Below are 22,105 nucleotides of genomic sequence, written 5' to 3' on the forward strand. Positions count from 1 at the left end.
GCTATAAGGCTGCTCCGCAGCCTGCTCGCTACAGGAAGCTAGTTGTTCTCTGCAGCGGATTTGAGCAATGCATCAGCCATATCCTCAATATCATTACGCATGCAAAGCTTCTCCAGCCAGCCCTGCGGAATACCTTGCACACCATAATGCGCACCGGCCAATTGACCAACAATGGCGGCCGTGGTGTCGGCGTCGTCGCCCAGGTTAGCGGCCGCCAACACGGCATCGGCGAAGTTGCCTGTTTGCAGTACGCACCACAGCGCAGCCTCTAATGACGCCACGGCGTAACCGGTGCCGTTGATCTGCGCACGGGTCTTGTTGCAATACTCTCCTTGGGCAATCGCCACGACTTGGGGTGCGCAAAGGCCGGCGCATGAGACGCTTAACAGGTCGTCTTTCGTCGCGCCATTCAGGGCATTACTGATCGCCCGTGCCAGCACCACGCAGCACTCGATTGCCTCTTGAGCGCCATGCGTCGTACGAGAACTTTGACGGGAAAAATCGTCGATTTGGTGAACGTCAGGGAAGTAAAACAACACAATCGGCGCGAGACGCATCAGCGAGCCATTGCCGGCGGAAAAAGGATCGGTAGGACCTGCAAACGGATCACCGTGTGCCTCATAAGCGGTCAGCGCCGAACGCACCGTCATGCCGATATCAAAGCATTCGCCCGTGGAGCTCAAGTAGCCCCACTTCCACCAGTTCAAATACCGGCCCATCTGGTCGGCTGCGTCGAATCCACCTTTGCGCAGCAGACTTTCGGCCAAACACAGCGCCATTGAGGTGTCATCCGTCCATTGGCCCGGCTTCAGGCTAAACGGACCTCCACCCACCATGTCGATGAGCGGTGTGAATGTGCCGCGAGGCATGAATTCAACTGTCGTGCCCACTGCATCGCCGCACGCCAGGCCCAGCAAACTACCGCGATAACGATCCAACAGCGTCAGAGGCATAATCCTTCCTTGAAAAAGTCAGTCAGTCACCACTTTACTTGACCAACCGCTTCTCCTTGGAGGGGCGATATCCGAAATACGAGCTATAGCATTTGCTGAAATGACTTGGCGACACAAACCCACACGCCACCAGCACCTCCACCTGAGACAACTCGGTGTGCTGCAACAACCTCCGCGCTTCGGTCACGCGCAGCTCCATGTAGTAACGCTGCGGCGTGGTGCCCAGCTGTTCCTTGAACAAGCGCTCCAACTGGCGCCGGGAACGGCCGGCGTAGACGGCGAGCTGGTCCAGCTCCAGGGGCTCTTCGAGGTTGGCGTCCATCAGCTTCACCACTTCACGCAGGGGCGCGCTGACGCTGACGTTTTCGGTGGGTTTGATGCGCCGATAGCGCGACTCTTCAAAGGCCAGGATGTCTTCGATCCCTTCGACCAGTGCCTTGTCATGCAAGCCCTTGATCCAGTCCAGCGCCATGTGGAAGGCACCGGACGGACTTGAGGCAGTCAGGCGGTCGCGGTCGATCACGTAGGGTTCGCTGGTGACGTGGGTAGCCTTGGACACTTCTGCCAGTGCCGGGCGATGTTCCGGGTGGATGGCACAACGATAGCCTTGCAACAGACCGGCACGGCCAAGGAACCAGGCGCCATTCCACAGCCCCGCGAGGTTGATGCCCTGTTCAGCGGCCGTGCGCAGCAGATGGATGAAGTCTTCGCTGGCCTTGAGTTCCGTGCGAAAACCGCCGCAGATCACCAGCATCTCCAGGTCTTGCAGCGCTGCCACGTCCAGGCGTGCATCCGGGCGGATCACCAGGCCAAGGTCGCTGATGACTTCGCCATCGTCACAGCCGAACGTACGCGCGGCGAACAGCTCGGGACGCAGCAGGTTGGCGGTGACGAACGTGTCCAGGGTCTGGGTGAAGGCCGGCAGTGAGAAATGTTCGAGCAACAGGAAGCCGACGCGGGTGACCGCCGCCGGCTCCGAGGTTTCGTTGAGGTAACGCAGGTTCTTGCCTTTCATGCCGCCGCTGAATTGACGTCTTTCCATCGAGGGTTTGCCCACTCTTATTGTTGATGCCATGGGCGTCATCTTAGGGGCAAATGCGTTGGCTGTCTCAGGCCCTGATCTTGAAAAAACCACAAGCGACCAAAGCCCCCGGCTAAACAGGGCCAGTCGCATCTGATACGGTTTTTTCTTTGCTATCTGCGTCTGTATCGAAACGCCGCCTGGGCGGACAATAGCGCCACCCCTACTCCCTTCCCTCTGGAGGCCTTATGACCAAGATGGCACTTTTCCTGTTCGGCTTTTTGGTGTTGACCATCGGCATCGGCCTGCTGGCGACCATCTCGCCGGTCTGACAGTCAGCCGGCGAACAGCATCGGGTACAACGACAGCACCAGCAACGCCGCCATCGACCCGTTGAACAGCCGCAACCAGCGCGGCTCACGCAACACATTGCGCAAGCCGCTGCCGCATCCGACCCACACACAGACGCTGGGCAGGTTGACCACGGCAAACACCAGCGCAATCACCAGCACATTGGTGACATAACCTTCGGCCGGCGTATAGGTAGTGATCGCCCCCAGCGCCATGATCCAGGCCTTGGGGTTCACCCACTGGAACGCCGCCGCGCCGAGGAAGGTCATGGGCTTGCCCTGCACATCAGGGTTGTCGGACATGCCGCCCGCCGTTGCGATCTTCCACGCCAGGTACAACAGGTAGGCCGCGCCCACGTAACGCAGCACTGTGTACGCCCACGGAAATATCTTGAACACCTCGCCCAGCCCCAGGCCCACTGAAATCACCAGCAGCATGAAGCCGATGCTGATCCCCAGCGCATGGGGCATCGACCGGCGGAACCCGAAGTTCACGCCCGAAGCGAGCAACATGGTGTTATTGGGCCCCGGCGTGATCGAGGACACGAAGGCGAACAGCACAAAGGCTGACAACAGGCTGGTAGACATGAACATGATGCGGCATCCAAACGCAGAGGTATGCCAGCGACAGTAGAGGGTAATGCGCCGCCCCGCCCCGTACAGCCAAGGTGCGATTGAGGCATACACTTTTTTGCCACGATTTTCACAAAGCTTTCACAGGCAGGCGCCTAGGGTGACTCCAGCTCCTAATGAACATCCTTTTTAGCCCGCGCTCCCCACGCGGGCTTTTCTTTGCCTGGCATTTGTCACGGGCAAAAAAAGAGGCAAGCCATTGCGCATGGCTTGCCTCTCACATCTGCCCGTTAGCGCGGGCCGCCGCCTGGCCCACCGCCCTGGCCGTGTCCGCCACCGTGACCACCGCCACCACCACCTCCCGGTGGCATGAACATCCAGCAGCCCGACAGGGTCGACAACAGCGCGACAACCACCGCTGCCTTGGTTAGATAACTCAACTTCATGACCACACTCTCTTACTTGACGAGATTGACTTCTCGCAAGGTAAGACAGCGCCAACTCAAGTGCGTCACGGCTATCGTGTAACCTGATGGTAGGGTTTGTAAGCCAGGTGGTACAAGGTGCCGTCAGTTCTGCGGACGTTGCTTGGTGGAGTCCAGTTCGGCTTTTTTACCGGTGCTGATTTCAGTGATTTGCGCCGACTTGGCGATCGCAAAATCGAAGGTATCCTGCATCTTGGCAATGGCATCGGTGGCGGTGCCCTTCAGCCCGCCGTTGGCCGCCCAGTCGAAGTTCCACACGCCCGAGAGATTATCGGCGCCGGGTACGTCATGGGTTTCGATGGCGGTGAATACATCGGGGTGACGCTCCATGTACTTGGCCGCATCAGAGACCTCAGCCGGCACTTTGCCGGAGGCATTGTTGGCCAGTTGGGTCAGTTCCTGCTTGGTGATGGCCGACTTGCCGGTCTGGCGCATGTAGTCGGCAATGACCTTGCTGGACTTGGCGATGTTCAACTTGTCGTCGAACACCGAAGGTGATGCTTTAGGCGTATTTGCCCCGCTGCCGGCGGGCGTTACGGTAGTAGACATCGGCGCTGCTCCCCTGGTGGAACGAATGAAGTCGTCGTGCTGACGACAGCCCGAAGCGGACGTTAGCATGGGCAATGGGCCATTAATCCTGCGCTTCACAACAATTCACAAGGAGCCGCGACATCACTCCAAGCGCCATTGCGAAAGATCACTCAACTTTCTCGGCCTCTTCTGATTTCCCGCGCATCTACGCCTATGCGCTACTTGGGCACTTCACAACCACCCATGGAAGTCGCCATGCTCAACCGAAGCCGTTGCCTTGCGTTAACACTGATGGACCGTTTCCTGCGCGGCATTTGGGCCATCGCCATTCTGATGTTCCCGATGTTCGCAGCGGCAGTTGTAGGCGGCGCCGATGCGACGGATGGCCGCTACCCGTTTATGGCGACGCTGCAATTCAAGGCGTCCGGCGAGACCCCGCTTGAGCGCCATGGTTGCGGCGCTGCGCTGGTCGCGCCTGACTGGGTGCTGACCGCTGCACACTGCCTGGTAAACACCCAGCCGTCAGACGTAGAAGTGATCCTGGGGCGCACCCAACTGAGCAATACCTTGCAAGGGCAGACAGTGGGTGTAAAACGCATTGCCCTCCATCCTGAATTCCTCCGCTCGTTGACCCTCGATGTCGCACTCCTCAAACTTGACCGCACCATCACCGGCATTCAGGCCATTGCTATTGTGACGCGCGGGGAAACGCTAGAGGAGCGCATCAAGCGTCCGACAGTCCTCGGCTGGGGCAACACGGCGCGCAGCCCGGCGCCAGATGTACGCCCGGACCACCTGCAACGCGCACGATTGCCCAGAATGCCGGACACCCAATGCTCGTCACTCGCGCCGACCGTGAACCTGCAGAACACCTTTTGTATCGGGGCTGACGGTTTGATACCGGACAGCGGCGACTCGGGCAGCCCCGTCTTTGTAAAAACTGCCAAGCGAGGTTTTGTGCAACTGGGCGTTGTCAGCCAAGGGGTCCTGATTGCCCGGTTGTCCAACCCAAAGATTGCTGATTTTATTCGCGAGACGCTGAACGAATCGCCGTGAACGAGCGCTACTTCGTGGTCTGATCCCGCTGCCGTGCCAGCCCCTCCAGCGTAAACCGCGCCTGGGTCAGCACCACCTGGCGCACCAGCTCCATTTCCTTCTGATTCACCTCAGTCCAGTTCAACGCCGCCAGCAACTTGGGCTTTTGCACGCGAAATGCGAGTCCTTGGGTGAACAGCGCCATGGAATGGATCACTGTGCGTTCATCCTCTACCGCAAAACCGGACAGGCGCGCGATCAGCAACCGAATCACTCGGCCGATGCGCGCCTTGAAATGCTCATCGAACGCCCGTGTCGCGCTGGGCGGGCACAACCCGGCCTGGTGGCGATCCATGAATGCACGCCAGACCGTGGTTTGCGGGCTGTCCTGGATGGTCGAAACCACCGTACCCAAAATGCCCAAAGAGGCATCGATCAGCGCGTTGTCACCTGAATCGGAGTCCGCCAGCGCGCTTTCTGCAGCCTCCACGGACGGCGACATCTTGCCCCACAACAGCGTGATCAAGTGTTCGACACACGCCAGGTACACGCCTTCCTTGCCATCGAAGTAGTACTGGATCGCGGGGGCGTTGACGCCGGCGGCGGTGGCGATATCGCGGGTCGACGCGCCATCGTAGCCACGCTCGCCAAACACCCCGACCGCCGCCTCGATGATACGTGCCCGGGTTTCTTCGCCGCGCTGGTAGCCACCCTCGGCAGCCGGTTTATGTCGTGCCATGTGCAACTCCATTCGAATACCGGACCAAAATATACCAGTTGACAAAAATTCGCGAAAAAAGGAATTTATTCCACCTGTTATAAATCTGGAGTGACCTCGATGTCGGCTGCACCTCCCTCCCCTCAGGTCATGCCTGAAGAAACCGTTAACGGTCAACGCGGCAAGGCCCGTCGCATCCTGCTTTCACTGGCCGGCATCGCCGTGCTGGTGGGTGTTTCGTGGGCCGCCTGGTGGTGGATCACCGGGCGTTTTATCGAGACCACCGACGACGCCTACTTGCAAGCCGACAGCATCAGCGTGGCGCCCAAGATCAACGGCTACGTGGCCGAGGTGCTGGTGAGCGACAACCAGAACGTCAAGCGCGGCGATGTGCTGGTACGCCTGGATGCGCGCAAATACCAGGCGGTGAGTGACGAAGCGTCGGCCACCATCGCCGCACGCAATGCCGACTTCGCCAAGGCCCAGGCCGATCTGGTGCAACAGGACTCGACCATCGCCGAAGCCCGCGCTCAATTGCAGGGCGCCGAAGCCGATGCGCGACACGCCCAGACCGAAGTGGCCCGTTACGCACCGCTGGCCCGCTCCGGTGCCGAACCGGAAGAGCGCCTGGCCCAATTGAACAACCAACTGGCCCAAGCCCGCAGCACCGTGGCGGCCAAACAGGCGGCGCTGCGCTCCAGCCAGACTCGCTACGGCACGCTGCAAGCCCAGCTCAAGCAAGCCCAGGCGCAACTGGGCGTGGCCAAGGCCAGCGAAGCACAAAGCCAACTGGACGTGGACGACGCCGTGATCCGCAGCCCGCTTGACGGTCGCGTGGCCGACCGTGGCGTGCGTGTGGGCCAGTACGTACAGCCCGGTACGCGTCTGCTGACCGTGGTGCCGATCAGCGCGATCTACCTGACCGCCAACTACAAGGAAACCCAGATCGGCGCCATGCGCCCCGGCCAGACGGTTACCGTGCACGTGGACGCCCTGCCCGGCCGCGACCTGCAAGGCCACATCGACAGCCTGGCCCCCGGCACCGGCGCGCAGTTCGCCTTGCTGCCACCGTCGAACGCCACCGGTAACTTCACCAAGATCGTACAACGCGTGCCGGTGCGCATTGCTCTGGACGTGCCGGACGACCTGCGTGCGGCGTTGATGCCTGGCTTGTCGGCCACCGTGGAAGTCGACACGCGCACCCACGCTGCGGATGCCAATCATGGCTGAGGCGATCATGGCCGGGGTGGCTGCCGAGAAACCGCGCAACGCCTCGCTGACCGACTGGATCGCCGTCGCCGCCGGGGCATTGGGCGCGTTGCTCGCCACTCTCGACGTGTCGATCACCAACTCGGCCTTGCCGCAGATCCAGGGCCAGATCGGCGCCACCGGCACCGAAGGCACCTGGATCGCCACCGGCTACCTGATGTCGGAAATCGTCATGATCCCCCTCGCCGCCTGGCTGACACGGGTGTTCGGCCTGCGCCGGTTCTTGATCGGCACAGCGCTGATGTTCACCCTGTTTTCGATGTTCTGCGGCCTGTCCACCAGCCTCGGCGCGATGATCGCCGGGCGCATCGGCCAGGGCTTTGCCGGTGGCGCGATGATCCCCACCGCGCAGACCATCGTGCGCACCCGCCTGCCGCCCCACCAACTGGCCATCGGCACGACGATGTTCGGCATGACGGTGATCCTCGGCCCGTTGCTCGGCCCTGTGATCGGCGGCTGGTTGACGGAAAACATCAATTGGCGCTGGTGCTTCTTTCTCAACCTGCCCATCAGCATCGCCCTGATCACCCTGCTGATCACCGGGTTGCCCAGTGAGCGCATGAACCTGCAACGCTTTATCAGCGCTGACTGGCTGGGCATTCTCGGCCTGGCGATGGGCTTGAGTTCGCTCACCGTGGTGCTTGAAGAAGGTCAGCGTGAGCATTGGTTCGATTCGCTGCTGATTGTGTGGCTGAGCATCGCCACGGTGACCGGATTTTTCCTGATCGCCGTGGGGCAATTCCGGTCGAGTACGCCGATCCTGCGCCTGCCACTGGTGCTCAACAAAAGCTTTGGCAGTGTGTTGCTGATTGGTACGGCCGTGGGCGCAGGACTGTATGGCACGGCGTACCTGGTACCGCAGTTCCTCGGCATTCTGTCCGGTTACAACGCGCAACAGTCCGGCTCGATCATGTTGCTGTCGGGCATTCCCGCCTTCCTGCTGATGCCGATCCTGCCGAGGATGCTCGGCCGCTATGACTTGCGTTGGATGGTAGGCGCCGGCCTGTTGCTGTATTGGGCCAGCTGTTTCGTCGACACCCAGTTGACCGCCGACAGCGTCGGGCATGACTTCATCTGGTCGCAGCTATTGCGCGGCTTCGGGCAGATCCTGGTGATGATGCCCCTCAGCCAATTGTCTATGCGTTCGGTCGAGACCAAGGACGCCGGGGACGCGGCCGGGCTCTACAACATGTCACGCAACCTCGGCGGCACCATCGGCCTGGCGCTGCTCGGGGTATTGATGGACCGGCGCAGCCACTTCCATGACGACAGGCTGCGTGAAGGCATCTTGGCCAACAGCCAACTCGCCCAGGACCATATGGCCAGCAACACCGCCAGCTACCTGGCGCAAACCGGCGATGCCTCCAGCGCCCCGTTGCAAGCGATGGCCCAGTTGGCCAACGACATCGCACGACAAGCCTCGGTCATGGCCTACAACGACGCCTTCTACGTACTGGGGCTTGCCATGCTGGCGTGCCTGCCCCTGATCTTCATCCTCAAAAAGCGCACGGTACAGCCATGATTGCTCGCACCCTTCCCCTGCTCCTGACCGTTGGCCTGCTGTCCGCCTGCACCGTGGGGCCGGATTACCCAGGCGCGCCGGATGCGGCGCCGAAAACCCTGGCCGCCGGGCGATTACCTCACGCCGACAACCAAGCACCCAGTGCACCGACTGTGGCGCAGTGGTGGCGAACGCTGAATGACCCGCAGCTCAATGAACTGGTTGACATGGCGCTGAAAAACAGCCCCGACATCGCCACCGCCCAGGCGCGCTTGAAGCAATCCCGCGCCAGCCTCAGCGGTGCCCGCGCCGACGCCCTGCCCAAGGTCACCGGCGACGCCGCGATGTTGAAACTGCGCTCACCCGACACCTCCGCATTGGGTGGCAGCGGTGGCGGCGGCCGTGGCCCGTTGACGCTCTACCTCGCCGGCTTCGATGCCAGCTGGGAAGCCGACCTGTTCGGCGGCACCCGCCGCGCAGTCGAAGCGGCGCAAGCGGAAGCCGACGCGGCCCAAGCCCAACTGGCCGACGCCCAGGTGCAACTGTCGGCCGAAGTGGTCCAGGCCTACACCGACCTGCGCGACCAGCAAGCACGATTAGCGTTGGTTGAAGCCAGCGTCGACATCGAAAACCAGGCCCTCGACCTGACCCAGCAGCGTCGCAGTCGCGGCGTGGCCTCCCAACTGCAACTCGAACAAGTCCTCACGCAGGCAGAAAACACCCAGGCCCAACGCCTGCCATTGCAAGCTGCCATCGTTGAATCCCTGGACCAACTCGGCTTGCTCTGCGGCCTGGAACCCGGCGAGCTGGACGGCCGCCTCGCCACCGCCCAGGCCCTGCCCGCCATTCCCAGCGCGGTGCCCGTGGCAGACCCCGCCGCCCTCCTCAAGGCCCGTCCCGACATCCGCGTGGCCGAACGCAAACTGGCCTCCAGCAACGCCCAGATCGGCGAAAAAACCGCCGACTGGTTTCCCAAGCTCAGCCTGATGGGTGACCTGTCATTCTCCGCCAGCGACCCCGGCCACCTCGCCCGCAAGACCAACGGCAGTTGGTTGATCCTGCCACGCCTGACCTGGAACGCCCTGGACTTCGGTCGCGTTGCCGCCAGCGTCAAAGGCGCCGAAGCCGGTCACGACGAAGCGCTCGCGCAGTACAAAAGTGTGGTGTTGAGTGCACTGCGTGATGCCGATGTCGCCCTGGCTCGATACGGTCACCAGCGCCAGAACGTGGTGCTGCTGCGCAGTGTGGAAGCCTCGGCCGTGCGTGCGGCAGACCTGACCCGCCAGCGTTATCGAGCGGGCACGGCCAGCACCCTGGATTGGCTGGATGCAGAGCGCACGCGGTATCAGGCTCAGGAAAGCCGGATCTCGGGGGATGCGGAGTTGCTGAAGGATTTTGCTTCGTTGCACAAGGCATTGGGGCTGGGCTGGACGTTGTGACACACTTCTTAGCACAGCGCCGCCAGACACGAGGGAACCATGCTCCGTATTCATCAAGCGACCCCAGCCGACCTTGAAGCCCTGCGCGAAGTCGGCTGTACCACCTATCGAGAACACTTTGCGCAGATCTGGTCGCCTGCTGGCTTGCAGGCGTTCCTGGATCGGGACTTTTCCCACGAAGCGCTGCGCCAATCACTCGAAACATCCGACAGCCCTCTATGGCTGCTCGCGTCGGATGACAACGCGCAAGTCGTCGGCCTGGCAAAGGTCAACTGGTCGGCACCGGCGCCCATAACAGGTGAAGTTGGCGCAGAACTGCGCAAGATCTACTTTCTCAAACCCGCCGCCGGGCGCGGGTATGGGAAGCGATTTATGCAGTTCATTTGCGACCAGGCTGTAGAGCGTGGTGAGCGCTCGCTGTGGCTGACAGTGCTCAAGTCCAATCCCGATGCACGACGGTTTTATGAGGCGTTTGGGTTCAAGTGGATCGGAGAAATCCCGTTCAAGACGGACCTGGCGGAAATTGGAATGGACGTGATGGGGCTTGAACTCAAGCGGCGAGGAGCCTGAATGGATGAGTTGATAAAAGGCCTCGACGGGCCCAGGACGGCGCAGCAGGAATTGTTCTACGACCTGGAAGATGCGGCGGCGGTGATTGGGTGGTCGGTGGTGGAGCTGACCACGTTGGCAGCCAGCGGCAGGACGCCGGATGAGGCGGTGGCATTGATGAAGATTTGCGCGTTGCTGGCGGCGCAGCAGGAGAAATTGCGGGTGTATGCAGGTGAGGTCAAAGACCAGAGGATCGTCAGGTCTCAGGTCCTATAAGCCCGACGCAGCGGTCGGGCTCATGGAATTACAAATGTTCAGTTATCGGGATGCTCGCTCGCCACTGAATCAGCAGCGTCTACATCCGACATGTCCTCTTCAAGAGGCGCGTCATCGTCCGGCGGCAACGGAACACTCTCCTCATCGCGCTTCGGATCGTGCCCTGTCTCATTGTCGGTGCCGCGGGTTACATCCTGCTGAGAAATATTCCCAGGGGCATTTTCATTGATTTCCATGCTGGCTCTCCGTTCTTACGCTCGGGATATCGGCGCTTAAACATGGGATCAGGCAGTGGTCAGCGAGTGCGATGTACTGGACGAACGGCAGAAAGCCTTACGCAATGGCAAGGCGTTTCAGAGTCAACTCCTAACGCGCCAGACTTCCAAAACTTTTTCAAAGCCAATAAAAAACCCCGTAGACGTTAATCTACGGGGTTTCTAAGAGTGGAGGCCGAGGTCGGAATCGAACCGGCGTAGGCGGATTTGCAATCCGCTGCATAACCATTTTGCTACTCGGCCTCAAACGATCAATGTCCTGACTGCTGACACTCACCGCATAAAAACTTGAGTGGGTTATGAAACCCTGCCTCTACTCTAACTCATTGAAAACATTGAAGTTTTTAATGCTTCGTTGCGTTCGATGGGCGCCATTATGTACGTATTTGCCAAAGCGTGCAACCCCTTGATTTCAAAAATATTTCGTATTGGCATCAAGGGGTTGCGCACCTGCCCTACTCCTTGATGCGCAACTGTTGATAGTGCGGGTCGGCCTTGATTTGGGCTTCGGTGAAGGGCAATGGGCTGAGTTTTTTCTGGGAGAAGGCTTGGGTCTGGTCCTTGGCGTGTTTGGACGCTGGGTTGCTGGACTCGGAGAACGCGAGTACGCCTTGGGCATGGGGCCCCTGGTCGTCGAAGGTGACGATTTGCAGGTAGCTGGTGCCGCTGACCACTTCACGCTTGCCGTCGGCGCGGGGCACGGTTTGCATGGCGTTGTAGATTCCCAGCTCTTGCGGGCCGCCGTGGATCGGGGTTTGGCCGGAGACTTGGACGTCGCCCCAGGTGCTGTTGGCGGTGAGGCCGAGTTTGGCGACGTCGGCGGTGGACGCCAGCATGGCGTCGCGCAGGGCTTTGGCGACATCCGCGCGTTCGATGGACAGGCCGCGTGGCGTGGTGAGGGGCTGGGCCGGGTCGAAGGCGACGCGCCAGGCGTCGGGGATTTGCTGCAGGTGTTGCACCAGGTTGATGAAGTGCATCAGGCCGATGCCGCTGTCGAGGTTGGCGCGCTGGTCCCAGTTTTTCAAGTCGGTGCACAGGGGCTGCAGCGCAGTGGCGTCCGCGCCGAGGTGTTTGGCGCAGAATGCGAGCAGGTCGGGCATGACTTGGCCCGCCAGGTACACCTCGTTGTCCATCACCATGTTTTGCAGGTCGGTGACACCGATCGGTTTGTCCAGGGATTGCAGGCGTTGCAAGGCAAAACGCGCGCGCGGGCCGAGGCCGATATGGTCCTGGCTGATCACTGGGGAGAAGCCGGTGAGCGGCGCCTTGGGGTTGGCCAGCCAGGCCGAGTCGTTGGAGTGCTGCACGTAGTCGGTGCGTTGCAGTTGCGGCAGTTGCTCGGCCGGAAAAATGCCGGCCTGGGCTGCGCGCGGGTCAATGTCCCAGGCGCAGGCGCTGTGGGCGCCGTCGAGCATGATCATCTGCAGGCCTGCACGGGGGTCGCTGCATTGCGCGAGTTTGGCCGCGCTGACGTTGGGCACCACCGACTGGTTCATATACAGGCTCTGGCCTTGGTCATCGGCGGCCAGGGTGTTGACCCACGGAATACCTTGCAGAGTGTGCACCGAGGTTTTCAGTTGATCGAGGCTGCCCGCGCGGTTCATCGCGTACCACTGTTGCAGCACACGGTCGTTGCCCAGGTTGGCGTCACGCAGGCTGAAGGCGTAGCGGTTGTCCCAGTCGAGCTTGCCCGGCCATTGCACCACCGGGCCGAATTGCGAGCTATAGACGGTGTGCGACTGACCCTTGAGGCTGCCATCGGCTTGTTTGACCTGCACCGTCACCGTGGTTTTATCCAGGGCGACGGATTTGCCATCAAGCAGGTAGCGCGTGGAATCCTTAGGGTCCAGGGTCAGGCGGTACAGGGTGAAGTGTTTGGACGTGTCCACGGTGTGGGTCCACGCCACATGCTGATTGAAGCCAATATTGATCACCGGCAGGCCCGGCAGCGCCGCGCCCATCACATCCAACTGGCCGGGGATGGTCAGGTGCATCTCATAAAAACGCATGCCGCCCACCCACGGGAAGTGCGGGTTGGCCAGCAGCATGCCGCGCCCGTTGAACGAGCGATCACGGCCGACCGCCACGGCGTTACTGCCGCGATCAAAGGCGAAGCGCTGCTGGTTGGCGGCGGCCAGTTCAAAGGCTTTCGAGCCGGTCTGTACACGGGCTGTGGCTTGGGGCGGCGTCGCACCCACCAAGGCTTCAGCGAATTGGCCGACACCGCCCTCCACCAATAACCTACGGGTCAGCTTGACCAAGTCTTCAGCCACCAATGGCCGCACCCACGCCGCCTGGCACTGCGCCGGAGCGCCCTGCTCTTTCAGGTAACGGTTGTAGCCGGCCACATAACCTTGGATACGTTGCTGGATCTGCGGGCTTTGCGCCTTCCAGAACGAGGCGACCGATTCCGGCGTGTTCAGCCACGTGAAAAACACGTCACTGGCCAGGTTGTTACGCTCTTCCAGGGTCGCCTGCTCGGGGCCGAAGAACTTGGCGCGCTCGCCATTCACGGTGACCACTTCATTGGCCAGCAGGCACAGGTTGTCCTGGGCGTAGGCGTAGCCGATGCCGAACCCCAGGCCACGCTCATCGTTGGCGCGGATGTGCGGTACGCCGTAACTGGTGCGCCGGATATCCGCCGACGCTTGCGTCACCGGTTCCCGCGCCGAGGCGGCCAGGCTCAACCCCAGCAACATGCCCGCCACACCTACCCTGGACAACCCATTGGAAATAATCACGCAAACTCCACCGTCAGATTTAACCGCCTCACAAGGGGTAATAACCCCACCGTAAGAACGCAAACCACCAGGAATAATTTAGCGCGACGGCACGTTTATTTAAGGCAGAGCGGATGTGACAAAACAGATACCGACAAAATTTCTACATCCGGCACTTCATGATTTTGCTCGCTCGTTCGTCTTATTAACTAAGAGCGCTCATTTTTTCCTGATCAGGCTCTGATAAGGAGTTTTTGCATGTACAACCCGCAAGTGCCCACGGATGGACATTCACCGGCTGCCGAGGCCAGTTTCGGCAACGGCGCACAAGCGTTCGGCAAAACGCCCGAACAGCAAGGCAACCAGCGTATCCGCCACCTGCTCAAGTGTTTTGGCTTGCGCACCAGCCTGATCCGGCTGAAGGTCATCGACGCCCTGCTCACTGCCGCCGACAACCAGCGCACCCTCGGGGTACGCGGCGTGCACAGCCATCTGCTGGAGCTGGGCATTCCGTTGTCGTTTCTCAGCGTGCGCGAGGTGCTCAAGCGCCTGTGCAGCGAGGGCGTGATCACCCTCAATGCGGATAAAAGCTACAGCCTCCATGAAGAGGCTGCCAAGGTGCTCGAAGGTCGCGCCTGATCGCCCTTAGAGCTTGACCTTGCGGCGCATGATGCCGTTGATCACCACCACGACCACTGCGACGGCAATGGCGATGGTCTGGAACGTCTTCTCACTGATAACCCCGGTGTTCTGCAAGTAGGACAGGCCAAACATCGTCGCCAGTACGGCCAGGGCAATCAGAATCGAATATTTCAAACGTTGCTTTTGTGTCATGACGGGTTCCCGAACCTGAAAAATAAAGCGTCGAACCTGCCCTGCGCGCAAGGGCGAACAGGTCCGACAGGCGCTCATGTTACAGGCGATGAAAAACTTTGGCTCGACCAATCAGCCGGCGTGCACCCAACGCTGGTGCAGCCAGCGCGCCAAGGCATCCAGCGCAAAGCCCAGCAACCCGATCAACAACACCATCGCCATCAGCTCCGAATAGGCCAGCCGATCACGGGTGTCGAGGATGTAATAGCCCAGCCCGGCACTGACCCCGAGCATTTCGCACGGCACCAGCACGATCCACAAAATGCCGATGGCCAAACGCACGCCGGTCAGCACATGCCCGACCACACCGGGAATGATCACCCGGCGCAAGGTCTCCCAGCGCGTCGCACTCAGGCTGCTGCTCAGCTGTAGCCAGCGTGGGTCCAACTGGCGTACGCCGGCCGCGGTGTTGAGCATGATCGGCCACACGGCGGCAAACGCCAGCAGGAAATAGATCGGCTGGTCCCCTACCCCCATCAGCATCACCACGATGGGCATCCACGACAGCGGCGAGATCATGCGCAGGAACTGAAAGGCCGGCGTGGTCGCCGCATCCAGCGTGCGCGAACGGCCCACCAGCAGCCCCAACGGAACGCCGACCAACAAGGCCAGGAACAACCCGACAAAGATGCGCTTCAGGCTCACCGCAATATGCACATACAGCTCACCGCGTCCCAGCAATTCCCACAGGCTACCGAAGGTGGCGGCCAGGGAAAAACGCGCAGACAATCCATCCGTCGCGCCAAACACCTTCACCCCCAGCCACCAAAGCAACAGCAACCCCGCCAAGCCACTCAACCCGAGCAACCAGCCCGGGATTTCACGGTTGTTCAAACGCCGATCTCCTCATGCCGCGCATAGCCGTCCGGCAAGCCAAAGGTCTTCATGCCGCCCACGGCCTCGATGGCATTGCGCACGAAACGGTCGTCCACCAGGTCCTTGGCGACGAACGCCGGGTCGAGGTCAGCGAGGAATTTCTTGTCGCCCTCGATCAAGGTGTCTTTCAGGCGCCGCACCAGTTCCTCGGTGTAGCTGGGGAATGGGTAAGGCTGGAAGTCGATGCGGTGTTCATCCCAATTCCCGTGCTGGATCGCACCGTCTGCCAGGTAGGCGGCACGGTCGGCGGCAGCCGGCGCCAACACCTTGCTCAATACCGGCTCGGCATGCGGGGTGTAGCGGTTCGGGCCGTCCTTGGACAGCAGCTTCACCGCTTCTTCGCGGTTGTCGCGGGTCCAGACCTGCGCCTTGACGATGGCGTTCACCACCTTCTGCGACCACTCCGGGCGATTGATCAGGTCGTGTTCGTGCATGAACACCACGCAGCACGCGTGGTTGCGCCACACGTCGCCGGTAAAGCGCTGCACGCGGCCAACCTTGAGGTTTTCCGCCAGGGCATTGAACGGCTCAGCGACGATGTAACCGTCGATGCGCTGGCTGGCCAGGGCCGGTGGCATGTCCGAAGGTGGCAACACGATCAGGTTGACCTCATTGGCCGCAATCGCACTGCCCGCCGCCCGCGCCACTGGCGTGAGGCCGTTGTCACGGAACAGTTGCTGCACCACCACGTTATGGATCGAGTACCAGAACGGAATCGCCACTGATTTGCCGCCCAGTTGCTTCACATCGGTGATGCCCGGCGCCACGGTCAGGCCGGAGCCGCCCACATGGTTCCACGCCACCACCTTGGCCGGCACCTTGCTGCCATAACGTGCCCACACGGTCATCGGCGACAGCAGGTGAATCACATTGACCTGGCCCGAGATAAACGCCTCGATCACCTGCGCCCAACTGCGCAGCAACACCGGGCGTTCGGCCTTGATGCCTTCGGCTTCGAACAGGCCGTTGTTGTGCGCCACCAGCAGCGGCGTGGCGTCGGTTATCGGCAGGTAGCCGATGCGTACCGGTGCATCCGGCTCGCTGGCGGCGCGGGCTTGCAAGCTGCTGAGCAGCGGCAAGGCACCGGCGGCGCTGAGTACGGCGGAAAGTTTGAGAAAGTCGCGGCGCGAATGGGTCAGGTCATCCAGGCACATGGGCAGGCTCCAGCAGATCAAGGGGGTTGGTTTGAGGGCGGCTCGCCTGCCGTAGGGTTTTAAGGATGTCGATACGCAGCGCGCCGATGGCTTCCACCTGTTCTTCGCGGGGTTGCGGCAGGTCGATCAGCCATTCGCCCAACGTCCGCGCCGGGCGGTTACCCAGTAGCAGGATGCGGTCGGACAGCAGCAGCGCTTCGTCAATGTCATGGGTGATCAGCACTGCCGCCGAGCCTTGCTCGCGGTTGACCTTGAGCAACAGGTGCTGCATATCGGCGCGGGTTACTTCGTCCAGGGCGCCGAAGGGTTCATCCAGCAACAGCACCTGGGGCTGGCGTGCCAGGCAGCGGGCCAATGCCGTGCGCTGGGCCATGCCGCCGGACAACTGCGCCGGGAAGTGCTGCCCCGCATGCTCCAGGCCGACGGCGGCGATGGCATGGTCGACGCGCTGGCGGCGCTCGTCAGCGCTCAGATGGGGTTGCCGGGCGAAATCCAGGCCGAAGGCAACGTTCTTATCCAGGTTCAGCCAGGGCAGCAGGCTCGGGTCCTGGAAGGCTACCGCCACGCGTGGATGAGGACCGTTCAACGGCTCGCCCAGCACGCGCACACTGCCGCCCTGCGGTGCCTGCAAACCGGCGAGGACGCGCAACAGGCTGGACTTGCCCACCCCGCTGGGACCGAGGATCGACACCACTTCACCGGGTTGCAAGTGCAGGTCGAAGTGCTGCAACACCGGCCCGCTGGCATAGCCCAGGCAAATCCCCTGGGCACTCAATACGGCCGCTGTCATAGGTTGGCCTGCCGCTGCAGTTCGGTACGCAATTGCACCAGGCTTGGCGTCACGATCGGCACAAACGCCGATTCACGCCAACGTCGTGCGAAACCACTGCCGTGGGCGGTGAGATAAGCCTTGCCGCCGCTGGCCTGCAACTCCAGCTGCACGGCGCTGGCGGCGGTCTCCGCCAGGGCGATGCGCAGCTTGAACAACGGCACCGGTTCGGCGGCAAAACGCCCTGCCAACAGGCCACTTTTCAAGTCGTTGACCAAATGGTCCAGGGTCACGCGCAGGGTTTCCAACTCTTCGCGCAGCACCGTGCGGGTCGCGCCCAGGTGGTTGGCGACTTCCGCCAGGGAACGACGCGCCAACCCGATGGACATCCCGCACTGCAGGCCCAGGAACGCCGGGCGCACCGCCGGCAGGAATTTGCGCGCGTCTTCGTGCAGCAGCCAGTCGCGACTCAGCTCCACGCGTTCCAGATCCAGGGCCGCCGTATTGCTTGACTGCAAGCCGAGCAATTCCAGGTCGCGAGAACGCTGCAAACCCGCCACCGAGTCCGGAATCGCCAGGATAAACGGCGCACCACCGCCCGCGTGCTCAATGGCCGCTGCCGCGACAAAACCGTTCTTGCGCAGGTTGGTCACCCAGTGCAGGCGGCCGTTGAGGGTCCAGCCTTCGTTGGACGGTTCGGCGCTGATCTGCAGCGACTCGATGCCCGACAAGAACTTCATCGCGTTGGACAGCCCCGTCGCCCCCGCCAGCTTGCCGCTGAGCAAATCGGGCAGCAGCTGTTCACGCAGCCGCGCATTGGGACTCTGCAGCAGATACTCGATAAACGAGCGCTGGCCCCAGCACACGAATGCCGCCGCCAGGGAATGGCTGGCAACGTTGGCGATGGCCTCTACGGCGCCCGCCACGTCACTGCCCAGGCCGCCCAGATGAGTCGGCACGCCGATGCGTAATACGTTGGCCTCTGCCAGCCGTGGCAGCACTTCCTGTGGATCGCAACTGCCCACGTCCAAGGCTTGCGCCTGGATGTCGAGCCAACGGCTCAAGATGGGGTCAAGCATTCCTGTTTCTCCTTTACAGCAGGTGGGCCAACTTCAACTTGCGGGCTTTTCCCAACGGTATTGCGCCAGCTCCGGGTTCAGTGGAGTACGAGCAAACACGTTAGCGAAGTTGCACAAGGTTGCCAGGCTGACGCCCAGAATCACTTCCAGGGCCTGGCCTTCGGTGTAACCGGCGGCGCGGAATGCGTCATAGCCCGCATCGCTCACATCACCCCGGGTGGCGATCACTTCGCGGGTGAAGGCCGCCAGGGTTTCATAACGGGCATCGGGCAGCTCGCCACGTTGACGCAGGGCTTCGATGACGCTTTCCGGCAACTTGGCTTTGTTACGCGCGACGGCGGTGTGGCCGGCCACGCAGAAATCGCAACCGTGAGTGGTGGCGGCAATCAGTTGCACCACTTCGCGGTCGGGCCAGGCCCAGTTCAGATTTGGCGTTCAAAGCGGAGACGGTGATGTAGGTTTCCAACGCGGCGGGCGCATTGGCCAGCACTGCCAGTAGATTGGGAATGAAGCCCGAGCCTTTCAGTGCGTTTTCCAGCAAAGGCTTGGCCGCTTCCGGCGCAGTTTCAGGGGTGAGCAAGGGTACACGGGACATGGAGGGGTCTCCTGATGAGTTCGTGTACCCAGTCTGTTGGTTATAAAAAATCGCCTCAATAGTCTAAAGTAGCGATTACTTGCTCTTGAGTCTTTCCATTAGATGAATTCGTCCAGTGCACTTGTCGATTGGTTATTAGACAGCCTCGAACTCGACACCAGCCTGTTCCATGTGGGTCGTTATTGCGGCGACTGGCATGCGAGCACCCATGGCCTGGCGAGCGCGAGTTTTCACCTGATTGTGCAGGGCCAGTGCTGGCTGCATATCGACGGCGACGCCACGCCTCATCGCCTCGATAACGGCGATGCGGTGTTCCTGCTGCGCGACCTGGAATATCGCCTCTCCGGCGAGCCCACGGCGGTGGGTGCGCAGGAATGCCCGCGTGTGCCAATGGTGCCCCTGGAAAGCGCCGCCCACGATGGCGTCGGCCTGGTGTGCGGGTTCTTTCACTTCCAGTCCGGTCTGTCGGCGATGATCGTCGACACCCTGCCCGCGTGGATCATCCTGCGGGCGGGCGATCCCTCACTGACTGCCGCGCGCAACCTGTTCGAACTGATCCTGCAAGAATGCCAGCGCCTGCCTGCGCCCTCTTCGGCCTTGCTTGAACGGCTTTGCCACTTGCTGTTTCTGTATGTACTGCGCCAACAGGTGCTGGACAACAGCGAACTGGGCGGCCTGGCGGCACTGGGTCGGCAGCCGGCGTTTGCCGGTTTGCTGGAACAGCTGATCGCGCACCCGGCCGATGCCTGGACCCTGGAAAGCATGGCCGCTTGCACCGGGCTGTCGCGTTCGGCGTTTTTCAAGCGCTTCAATGAACTGTGCGGGCAGTCACCGGGGCAAGTGCTGCTGATGATGCGCATACGCCATGCCTGCCAGTTGTTCAAGCAGGACCAGACGGTGGCGGATGTCGCGCTGGCCGTGGGTTATCAGTCGGTGGCGGCGTTTACCCGGGCGTTTCACAAGGTGACGGGGCAGCAGCCTGGGGCCTATCGCAAGGCACAGGCTTAGCGGCGCAAGCCGGTGCCGGGAGCGGCGCAGAGTTCGACCAGCCAGTCCACAAACACGCGTACGCGCTGGGACAGTTGGCGGTGCGGAGGATACAGCGCCGTCAAGGCCATGGACGGCACGCCAAACCGGGGCAGCACTTCCACCAGCGTGCCTTGGGCCAGTCGCTGCCTGGCGTGATAGTACGGCGCCTGGATCAACCCATAGCCCGCTTCGCAAGCGCAGAAGTAGCCGTCGGCGCTGTTGACCGCGACCACCTTTGGCAGGTTGAGCGTACGCAACTGGGAGGCGAGTAGAAACTCCAAGCCAAACCGTTTGCCGCTGGCGGCCGAGACGTATTCGACCATCTGATGGTGGGCCAAGTCGTCGAGCGTTTCGGGCACCCCCATACGCTCAAGGTAAGCGGGGCTGGCCAGGGTGATTTGATCCATCATCGCCAGCGGCCGCGCCACCAGCGAATCATCCAGCGCGAGGCCACCGCGCAGCACACAATCGACGCCTTCACGGATCAGGTCAACCGGCCGGTCATTCAAGCCGATTTCCAATTCAATCTGCGGATACAGTGCGGTGAACGTGGGCAGTGCGGGTATCACCAGAAAACGGCCGATGCCCGACGGCATATCAATGCTCAACGTGCCGCGTGGGTTCTGCCGACTGGCGGAAAACACCGCTTCAGTTTCCTCAAGGTCCGACAGCAATTGCACGCAGCGCTGGTAATACGCAGCGCCATCCAATGTAGGGCTGACCTGCCGCGTGGTGCGTTGCAACAGTTGCACGCCAAGGTGCGCCTCCAACTGCTTGATCAGTACGGTCACCGAGGCGCGGGGCAGTTGCAGGCTGTCGGCGGCCTTGGCAAAGCCCCGCAGTTCGACGATCCGGGTGAACACGCGCATCGCGTTGAAACGGTCCAAGCGTCGGCTCCTTGAGCTGATTATTTAGAAATACCGAATAGTGTTAGTGCTTTTAGCCGGTTTATCCCGATTTTGTCGAGCGTGACAATGCAGGCCTTCCCAACCAGGAGCTCTCCCCATGCACACTCGTCCACTCGGTAACAACGGCCCACTCGTCTCCGCCATCGGCCTCGGCTGCATGGGCATGAGCGATTTCTACACGCCCGGCAGCGACACCCGGGAAGCCACCGCGACCCTGCACCGCGCGCTGGAACTTGGTATCAACTTTCTGGATACCGCCGACATCTACGGCCCGCATACCAATGAAGCACTGATCGGCAAAGCCATTGCCGGCAAACGCGACCAGGTGTTCCTGGCCAGCAAGTTCGGCATCGTGCGCGACCCGGCCAACCCGGCGCTGCGTGGCGTCAACGGGCGTCCCGAGTACATCCGCAAGGCGATTGACGGCACGCTGCAACGCCTCGGCGTGGACACCCTGGACCTGTATTACCAGCATCGTATCGACCCGCAGGTTGCCATCGAAGAAACCGTCGGCGCCATGGCCGAGTTGGTGCAACAGGGCAAGGTGCGTTATCTGGGCTTGAGCGAAGCGTCCGCCGCCACCCTGGAGCGTGCCCACAAGGTGCATCCGATCAGCGCCCTGCAAAGCGAATATTCGCTGTGGAGCCGTGATCAGGAACACAACGGCTGTCTTGCCGCCTGCCAGCGCCTCGGCATTGCCTTTGTACCTTATAGCCCTCTGGGGCGGGGCTTCCTGACCGGCGCCCTGCAAAGCCCGGATGACTTCAGTGCAGATGACTATCGCCGCTTCAGCCCGCGGTTCCAGGGGGAGAACTTCGGCAAAAACCTGGAACTGGTGAAGCAGGTGCAGGCACTGGCCGCCGACAAAGACGTGAGCGCCGGGCAACTCGCACTGGCCTGGGTGTTGGCGCAAGGTAACTTCATCATTCCGATTCCTGGCACCAAGCAGCGCAAGTACTTGGAAGAGAATGTGGCCGCCCTCGCGATCCACCTCAACCCGGCCGAATTGGCGGCGCTGGAAGCGATCTTCCCCGTCGAAGCAACCGCCGGCCTGCGTTACCCGGAAGCAGTGATGGCCATGCTGGATATCTAAGCCAAGGAGCGCCCTCAACGGGCGCTTTTTTTCT

Annotated in this window: 23 protein-coding genes, 1 tRNA gene and 1 pseudogene; 9 read left to right on the forward strand and 16 right to left on the reverse strand. The window is 61.6% G+C overall.

Going from position 1 to position 22,105, the window contains the following annotated elements; genetic code table 11:
• Positions 1–38: 38 nt before the first annotated feature.
• From AYR47_RS23170 to AYR47_RS23185, 5 genes are all read right to left on the reverse strand, one after another.
• Positions 39–953 (reverse strand): ADP-ribosylglycohydrolase family protein, encoded by a 915-nt coding sequence (locus tag AYR47_RS23170; RefSeq protein WP_061437059.1) that lies wholly within the window; start codon positions 951–953, stop codon positions 39–41.
• Between the two features lie 34 nt (positions 954–987).
• Positions 988–1,995 (reverse strand): GlxA family transcriptional regulator, encoded by a 1,008-nt coding sequence (locus AYR47_RS23175; protein WP_061437061.1) that lies wholly within the window; start codon positions 1,993–1,995, stop codon positions 988–990.
• 314 nt (positions 1,996–2,309) lie between these two features.
• Positions 2,310–2,918 (reverse strand): LysE family translocator, encoded by a 609-nt coding sequence (locus AYR47_RS23180; RefSeq protein WP_033903009.1) that lies wholly within the window; start codon positions 2,916–2,918, stop codon positions 2,310–2,312.
• Between the two features lie 269 nt (positions 2,919–3,187).
• Positions 3,188–3,343, reverse strand: coding sequence for a hypothetical protein (locus AYR47_RS32735; RefSeq protein WP_167351267.1), 156 nt, complete (start codon positions 3,341–3,343; stop codon positions 3,188–3,190).
• A 123-nt stretch (positions 3,344–3,466) separates the two neighbouring features.
• Entirely contained in the window at positions 3,467–3,931 is a 465-nt protein-coding gene (locus tag AYR47_RS23185) for a hypothetical protein (RefSeq protein ID WP_033903010.1), read from the reverse strand.
• A 237-nt stretch (positions 3,932–4,168) separates the two neighbouring features.
• Between AYR47_RS23185 and AYR47_RS23190 the strand changes: the two genes are divergently transcribed.
• Entirely contained in the window at positions 4,169–4,969 is an 801-nt protein-coding gene (locus tag AYR47_RS23190) for a S1 family peptidase (protein ID WP_061437064.1), read from the forward strand.
• Between the two features lie 7 nt (positions 4,970–4,976).
• On the opposite strand, the gene AYR47_RS23195 is transcribed toward AYR47_RS23190, so the two are convergent.
• A complete protein-coding gene (locus AYR47_RS23195; RefSeq protein WP_061437066.1) occupies positions 4,977–5,687 on the reverse strand; it encodes a CerR family C-terminal domain-containing protein in 711 nt (236 codons plus the stop codon).
• A gap of 99 nt (positions 5,688–5,786) precedes the next feature.
• Between AYR47_RS23195 and AYR47_RS23200 the strand changes: the two genes are divergently transcribed.
• Genes AYR47_RS23200 through AYR47_RS23220 form a run of 5 tightly spaced genes read left to right on the forward strand, consistent with a single transcriptional unit; the run spans position 5,787 to position 10,700 of the window.
• A complete protein-coding gene (locus AYR47_RS23200; protein WP_061437069.1) occupies positions 5,787–6,896 on the forward strand; it encodes an HlyD family secretion protein in 1,110 nt (369 codons plus the stop codon).
• A complete protein-coding gene (locus AYR47_RS23205; RefSeq protein WP_082781529.1) occupies positions 6,889–8,457 on the forward strand; it encodes a DHA2 family efflux MFS transporter permease subunit in 1,569 nt (522 codons plus the stop codon). Before AYR47_RS23200 ends, AYR47_RS23205 begins: the two co-directional genes overlap by 8 nt.
• The gene (locus AYR47_RS23210) at positions 8,454–9,875 is read left to right on the forward strand and encodes an efflux transporter outer membrane subunit (RefSeq protein ID WP_061437071.1); all 1,422 of its coding nucleotides are present in this window, start codon (positions 8,454–8,456) and stop codon (positions 9,873–9,875) included. Before AYR47_RS23205 ends, AYR47_RS23210 begins: the two co-directional genes overlap by 4 nt.
• A gap of 39 nt (positions 9,876–9,914) precedes the next feature.
• Positions 9,915–10,445, forward strand: a complete 531-nt coding sequence (locus AYR47_RS23215) for a GNAT family N-acetyltransferase (protein ID WP_061437075.1) — start codon at positions 9,915–9,917, stop codon at positions 10,443–10,445.
• Positions 10,446–10,700 (forward strand): hypothetical protein, encoded by a 255-nt coding sequence (locus AYR47_RS23220; protein WP_061437078.1) that lies wholly within the window; start codon positions 10,446–10,448, stop codon positions 10,698–10,700. It abuts the gene before it with no gap.
• Between the two features lie 38 nt (positions 10,701–10,738).
• Here AYR47_RS23220 and AYR47_RS23225 read toward each other — a convergent pair whose 3' ends face one another.
• From AYR47_RS23225 to pvdQ, 3 genes are all read right to left on the reverse strand, one after another.
• On the reverse strand, positions 10,739–10,936 hold the full coding sequence (locus tag AYR47_RS23225; RefSeq protein ID WP_038844587.1) for a hypothetical protein: 198 nt from the start codon (positions 10,934–10,936) through the stop codon (positions 10,739–10,741).
• Positions 10,937–11,144: 208 nt separating this feature from the next.
• Positions 11,145–11,218: transfer RNA gene (locus AYR47_RS23230), tRNA-Cys, on the reverse strand.
• 212 nt (positions 11,219–11,430) lie between these two features.
• Positions 11,431–13,716, reverse strand: coding sequence for a bifunctional acylase PvdQ (gene pvdQ / locus AYR47_RS23235; protein ID WP_061437080.1), 2,286 nt, complete (start codon positions 13,714–13,716; stop codon positions 11,431–11,433).
• A 237-nt stretch (positions 13,717–13,953) separates the two neighbouring features.
• On the opposite strand from pvdQ, the gene AYR47_RS23240 reads away from it, so the two are divergent.
• Complete coding sequence (locus tag AYR47_RS23240; protein ID WP_033903021.1) at positions 13,954–14,334, forward strand: fe2+ zn2+ uptake regulation protein; 381 nt, start codon at positions 13,954–13,956, stop codon at positions 14,332–14,334.
• Positions 14,335–14,340: 6 nt separating this feature from the next.
• On the opposite strand, the gene AYR47_RS23245 is transcribed toward AYR47_RS23240, so the two are convergent.
• The 6 genes and pseudogenes from AYR47_RS23245 to AYR47_RS23270 all read right to left on the reverse strand — a co-directional run bounded on the left by AYR47_RS23245 (position 14,341) and on the right by AYR47_RS23270 (position 19,041).
• Entirely contained in the window at positions 14,341–14,529 is a 189-nt protein-coding gene (locus AYR47_RS23245) for a hypothetical protein (RefSeq protein ID WP_010210250.1), read from the reverse strand.
• Between the two features lie 111 nt (positions 14,530–14,640).
• Positions 14,641–15,387 (reverse strand): ABC transporter permease, encoded by a 747-nt coding sequence (locus AYR47_RS23250; RefSeq protein ID WP_420492075.1) that lies wholly within the window; start codon positions 15,385–15,387, stop codon positions 14,641–14,643.
• An 11-nt stretch (positions 15,388–15,398) separates the two neighbouring features.
• Positions 15,399–16,598, reverse strand: a complete 1,200-nt coding sequence (locus AYR47_RS23255) for an ABC transporter substrate-binding protein (protein WP_061437085.1) — start codon at positions 16,596–16,598, stop codon at positions 15,399–15,401.
• The gene (locus AYR47_RS23260) at positions 16,585–17,388 is read right to left on the reverse strand and encodes an ABC transporter ATP-binding protein (protein WP_061437087.1); all 804 of its coding nucleotides are present in this window, start codon (positions 17,386–17,388) and stop codon (positions 16,585–16,587) included. Before AYR47_RS23260 ends, AYR47_RS23255 begins: the two co-directional genes overlap by 14 nt.
• The gene (locus tag AYR47_RS23265) at positions 17,385–18,446 is read right to left on the reverse strand and encodes an acyl-CoA dehydrogenase family protein (RefSeq protein ID WP_061437089.1); all 1,062 of its coding nucleotides are present in this window, start codon (positions 18,444–18,446) and stop codon (positions 17,385–17,387) included. Before AYR47_RS23265 ends, AYR47_RS23260 begins: the two co-directional genes overlap by 4 nt.
• A 33-nt stretch (positions 18,447–18,479) precedes the next feature.
• Positions 18,480–19,041 (reverse strand): annotated as a pseudogene (locus AYR47_RS23270) (carboxymuconolactone decarboxylase family protein).
• 102 nt (positions 19,042–19,143) lie between these two features.
• Here AYR47_RS23270 and AYR47_RS23275 point away from each other — a divergent pair.
• Positions 19,144–20,049, forward strand: coding sequence for an AraC family transcriptional regulator (locus tag AYR47_RS23275; protein ID WP_033903026.1), 906 nt, complete (start codon positions 19,144–19,146; stop codon positions 20,047–20,049).
• Here the strand turns inward: AYR47_RS23275 and AYR47_RS23280 are convergent.
• Positions 20,046–20,957 (reverse strand): LysR family transcriptional regulator, encoded by a 912-nt coding sequence (locus tag AYR47_RS23280; RefSeq protein ID WP_033903029.1) that lies wholly within the window; start codon positions 20,955–20,957, stop codon positions 20,046–20,048. The two genes, AYR47_RS23275 and AYR47_RS23280, sit on opposite strands and share 4 nt — an antisense overlap.
• A 118-nt stretch (positions 20,958–21,075) precedes the next feature.
• On the opposite strand from AYR47_RS23280, the gene AYR47_RS23285 reads away from it, so the two are divergent.
• Positions 21,076–22,071: an aldo/keto reductase gene (locus tag AYR47_RS23285; RefSeq protein WP_061437091.1), complete on the forward strand. Its 996-nt coding sequence runs from the start codon at positions 21,076–21,078 to the stop codon at positions 22,069–22,071.
• Positions 22,072–22,105: the final 34 nt, after the last annotated feature.

It is taken from the genome of Pseudomonas azotoformans (assembly GCF_001579805.1).
In the GTDB taxonomy this organism is placed as follows: Bacteria; Pseudomonadota; Gammaproteobacteria; order Pseudomonadales; family Pseudomonadaceae; genus Aquipseudomonas; species Aquipseudomonas azotoformans_A.

Excerpts from the sequence above, each read along its gene's own strand:
- AYR47_RS23170 (WP_061437059.1), bottom strand. The coding sequence starts at position 953 with ATGCCTCTGACGCTGTTGGATCGTTATCGCGGTAGTTTGCTGGGCCTG.
- AYR47_RS23175 (WP_061437061.1), bottom strand. The coding sequence starts at position 1,995 with ATGGAAAGACGTCAATTCAGCGGCGGCATGAAAGGCAAGAACCTGCGT.
- AYR47_RS23180 (WP_033903009.1), bottom strand. The coding sequence starts at position 2,918 with ATGTTCATGTCTACCAGCCTGTTGTCAGCCTTTGTGCTGTTCGCCTTC.
- AYR47_RS32735 (WP_167351267.1), bottom strand. The coding sequence starts at position 3,343 with ATGAAGTTGAGTTATCTAACCAAGGCAGCGGTGGTTGTCGCGCTGTTG.
- AYR47_RS23185 (WP_033903010.1), bottom strand. The coding sequence starts at position 3,931 with ATGTCTACTACCGTAACGCCCGCCGGCAGCGGGGCAAATACGCCTAAA.
- AYR47_RS23190 (WP_061437064.1), top strand. The coding sequence starts at position 4,169 with ATGCTCAACCGAAGCCGTTGCCTTGCGTTAACACTGATGGACCGTTTC.
- AYR47_RS23195 (WP_061437066.1), bottom strand. The coding sequence starts at position 5,687 with ATGGCACGACATAAACCGGCTGCCGAGGGTGGCTACCAGCGCGGCGAA.
- AYR47_RS23200 (WP_061437069.1), top strand. The coding sequence starts at position 5,787 with ATGTCGGCTGCACCTCCCTCCCCTCAGGTCATGCCTGAAGAAACCGTT.
- AYR47_RS23205 (WP_082781529.1), top strand. The coding sequence starts at position 6,889 with ATGGCTGAGGCGATCATGGCCGGGGTGGCTGCCGAGAAACCGCGCAAC.
- AYR47_RS23210 (WP_061437071.1), top strand. The coding sequence starts at position 8,454 with ATGATTGCTCGCACCCTTCCCCTGCTCCTGACCGTTGGCCTGCTGTCC.
- AYR47_RS23215 (WP_061437075.1), top strand. The coding sequence starts at position 9,915 with ATGCTCCGTATTCATCAAGCGACCCCAGCCGACCTTGAAGCCCTGCGC.
- AYR47_RS23220 (WP_061437078.1), top strand. The coding sequence starts at position 10,446 with ATGGATGAGTTGATAAAAGGCCTCGACGGGCCCAGGACGGCGCAGCAG.
- AYR47_RS23225 (WP_038844587.1), bottom strand. The coding sequence starts at position 10,936 with ATGGAAATCAATGAAAATGCCCCTGGGAATATTTCTCAGCAGGATGTA.
- AYR47_RS23240 (WP_033903021.1), top strand. The coding sequence starts at position 13,954 with ATGTACAACCCGCAAGTGCCCACGGATGGACATTCACCGGCTGCCGAG.
- AYR47_RS23245 (WP_010210250.1), bottom strand. The coding sequence starts at position 14,529 with ATGACACAAAAGCAACGTTTGAAATATTCGATTCTGATTGCCCTGGCC.
- AYR47_RS23255 (WP_061437085.1), bottom strand. The coding sequence starts at position 16,598 with ATGTGCCTGGATGACCTGACCCATTCGCGCCGCGACTTTCTCAAACTT.
- AYR47_RS23260 (WP_061437087.1), bottom strand. The coding sequence starts at position 17,388 with ATGACAGCGGCCGTATTGAGTGCCCAGGGGATTTGCCTGGGCTATGCC.
- AYR47_RS23265 (WP_061437089.1), bottom strand. The coding sequence starts at position 18,446 with ATGCTTGACCCCATCTTGAGCCGTTGGCTCGACATCCAGGCGCAAGCC.
- AYR47_RS23275 (WP_033903026.1), top strand. The coding sequence starts at position 19,144 with ATGAATTCGTCCAGTGCACTTGTCGATTGGTTATTAGACAGCCTCGAA.
- AYR47_RS23285 (WP_061437091.1), top strand. The coding sequence starts at position 21,076 with ATGCACACTCGTCCACTCGGTAACAACGGCCCACTCGTCTCCGCCATC.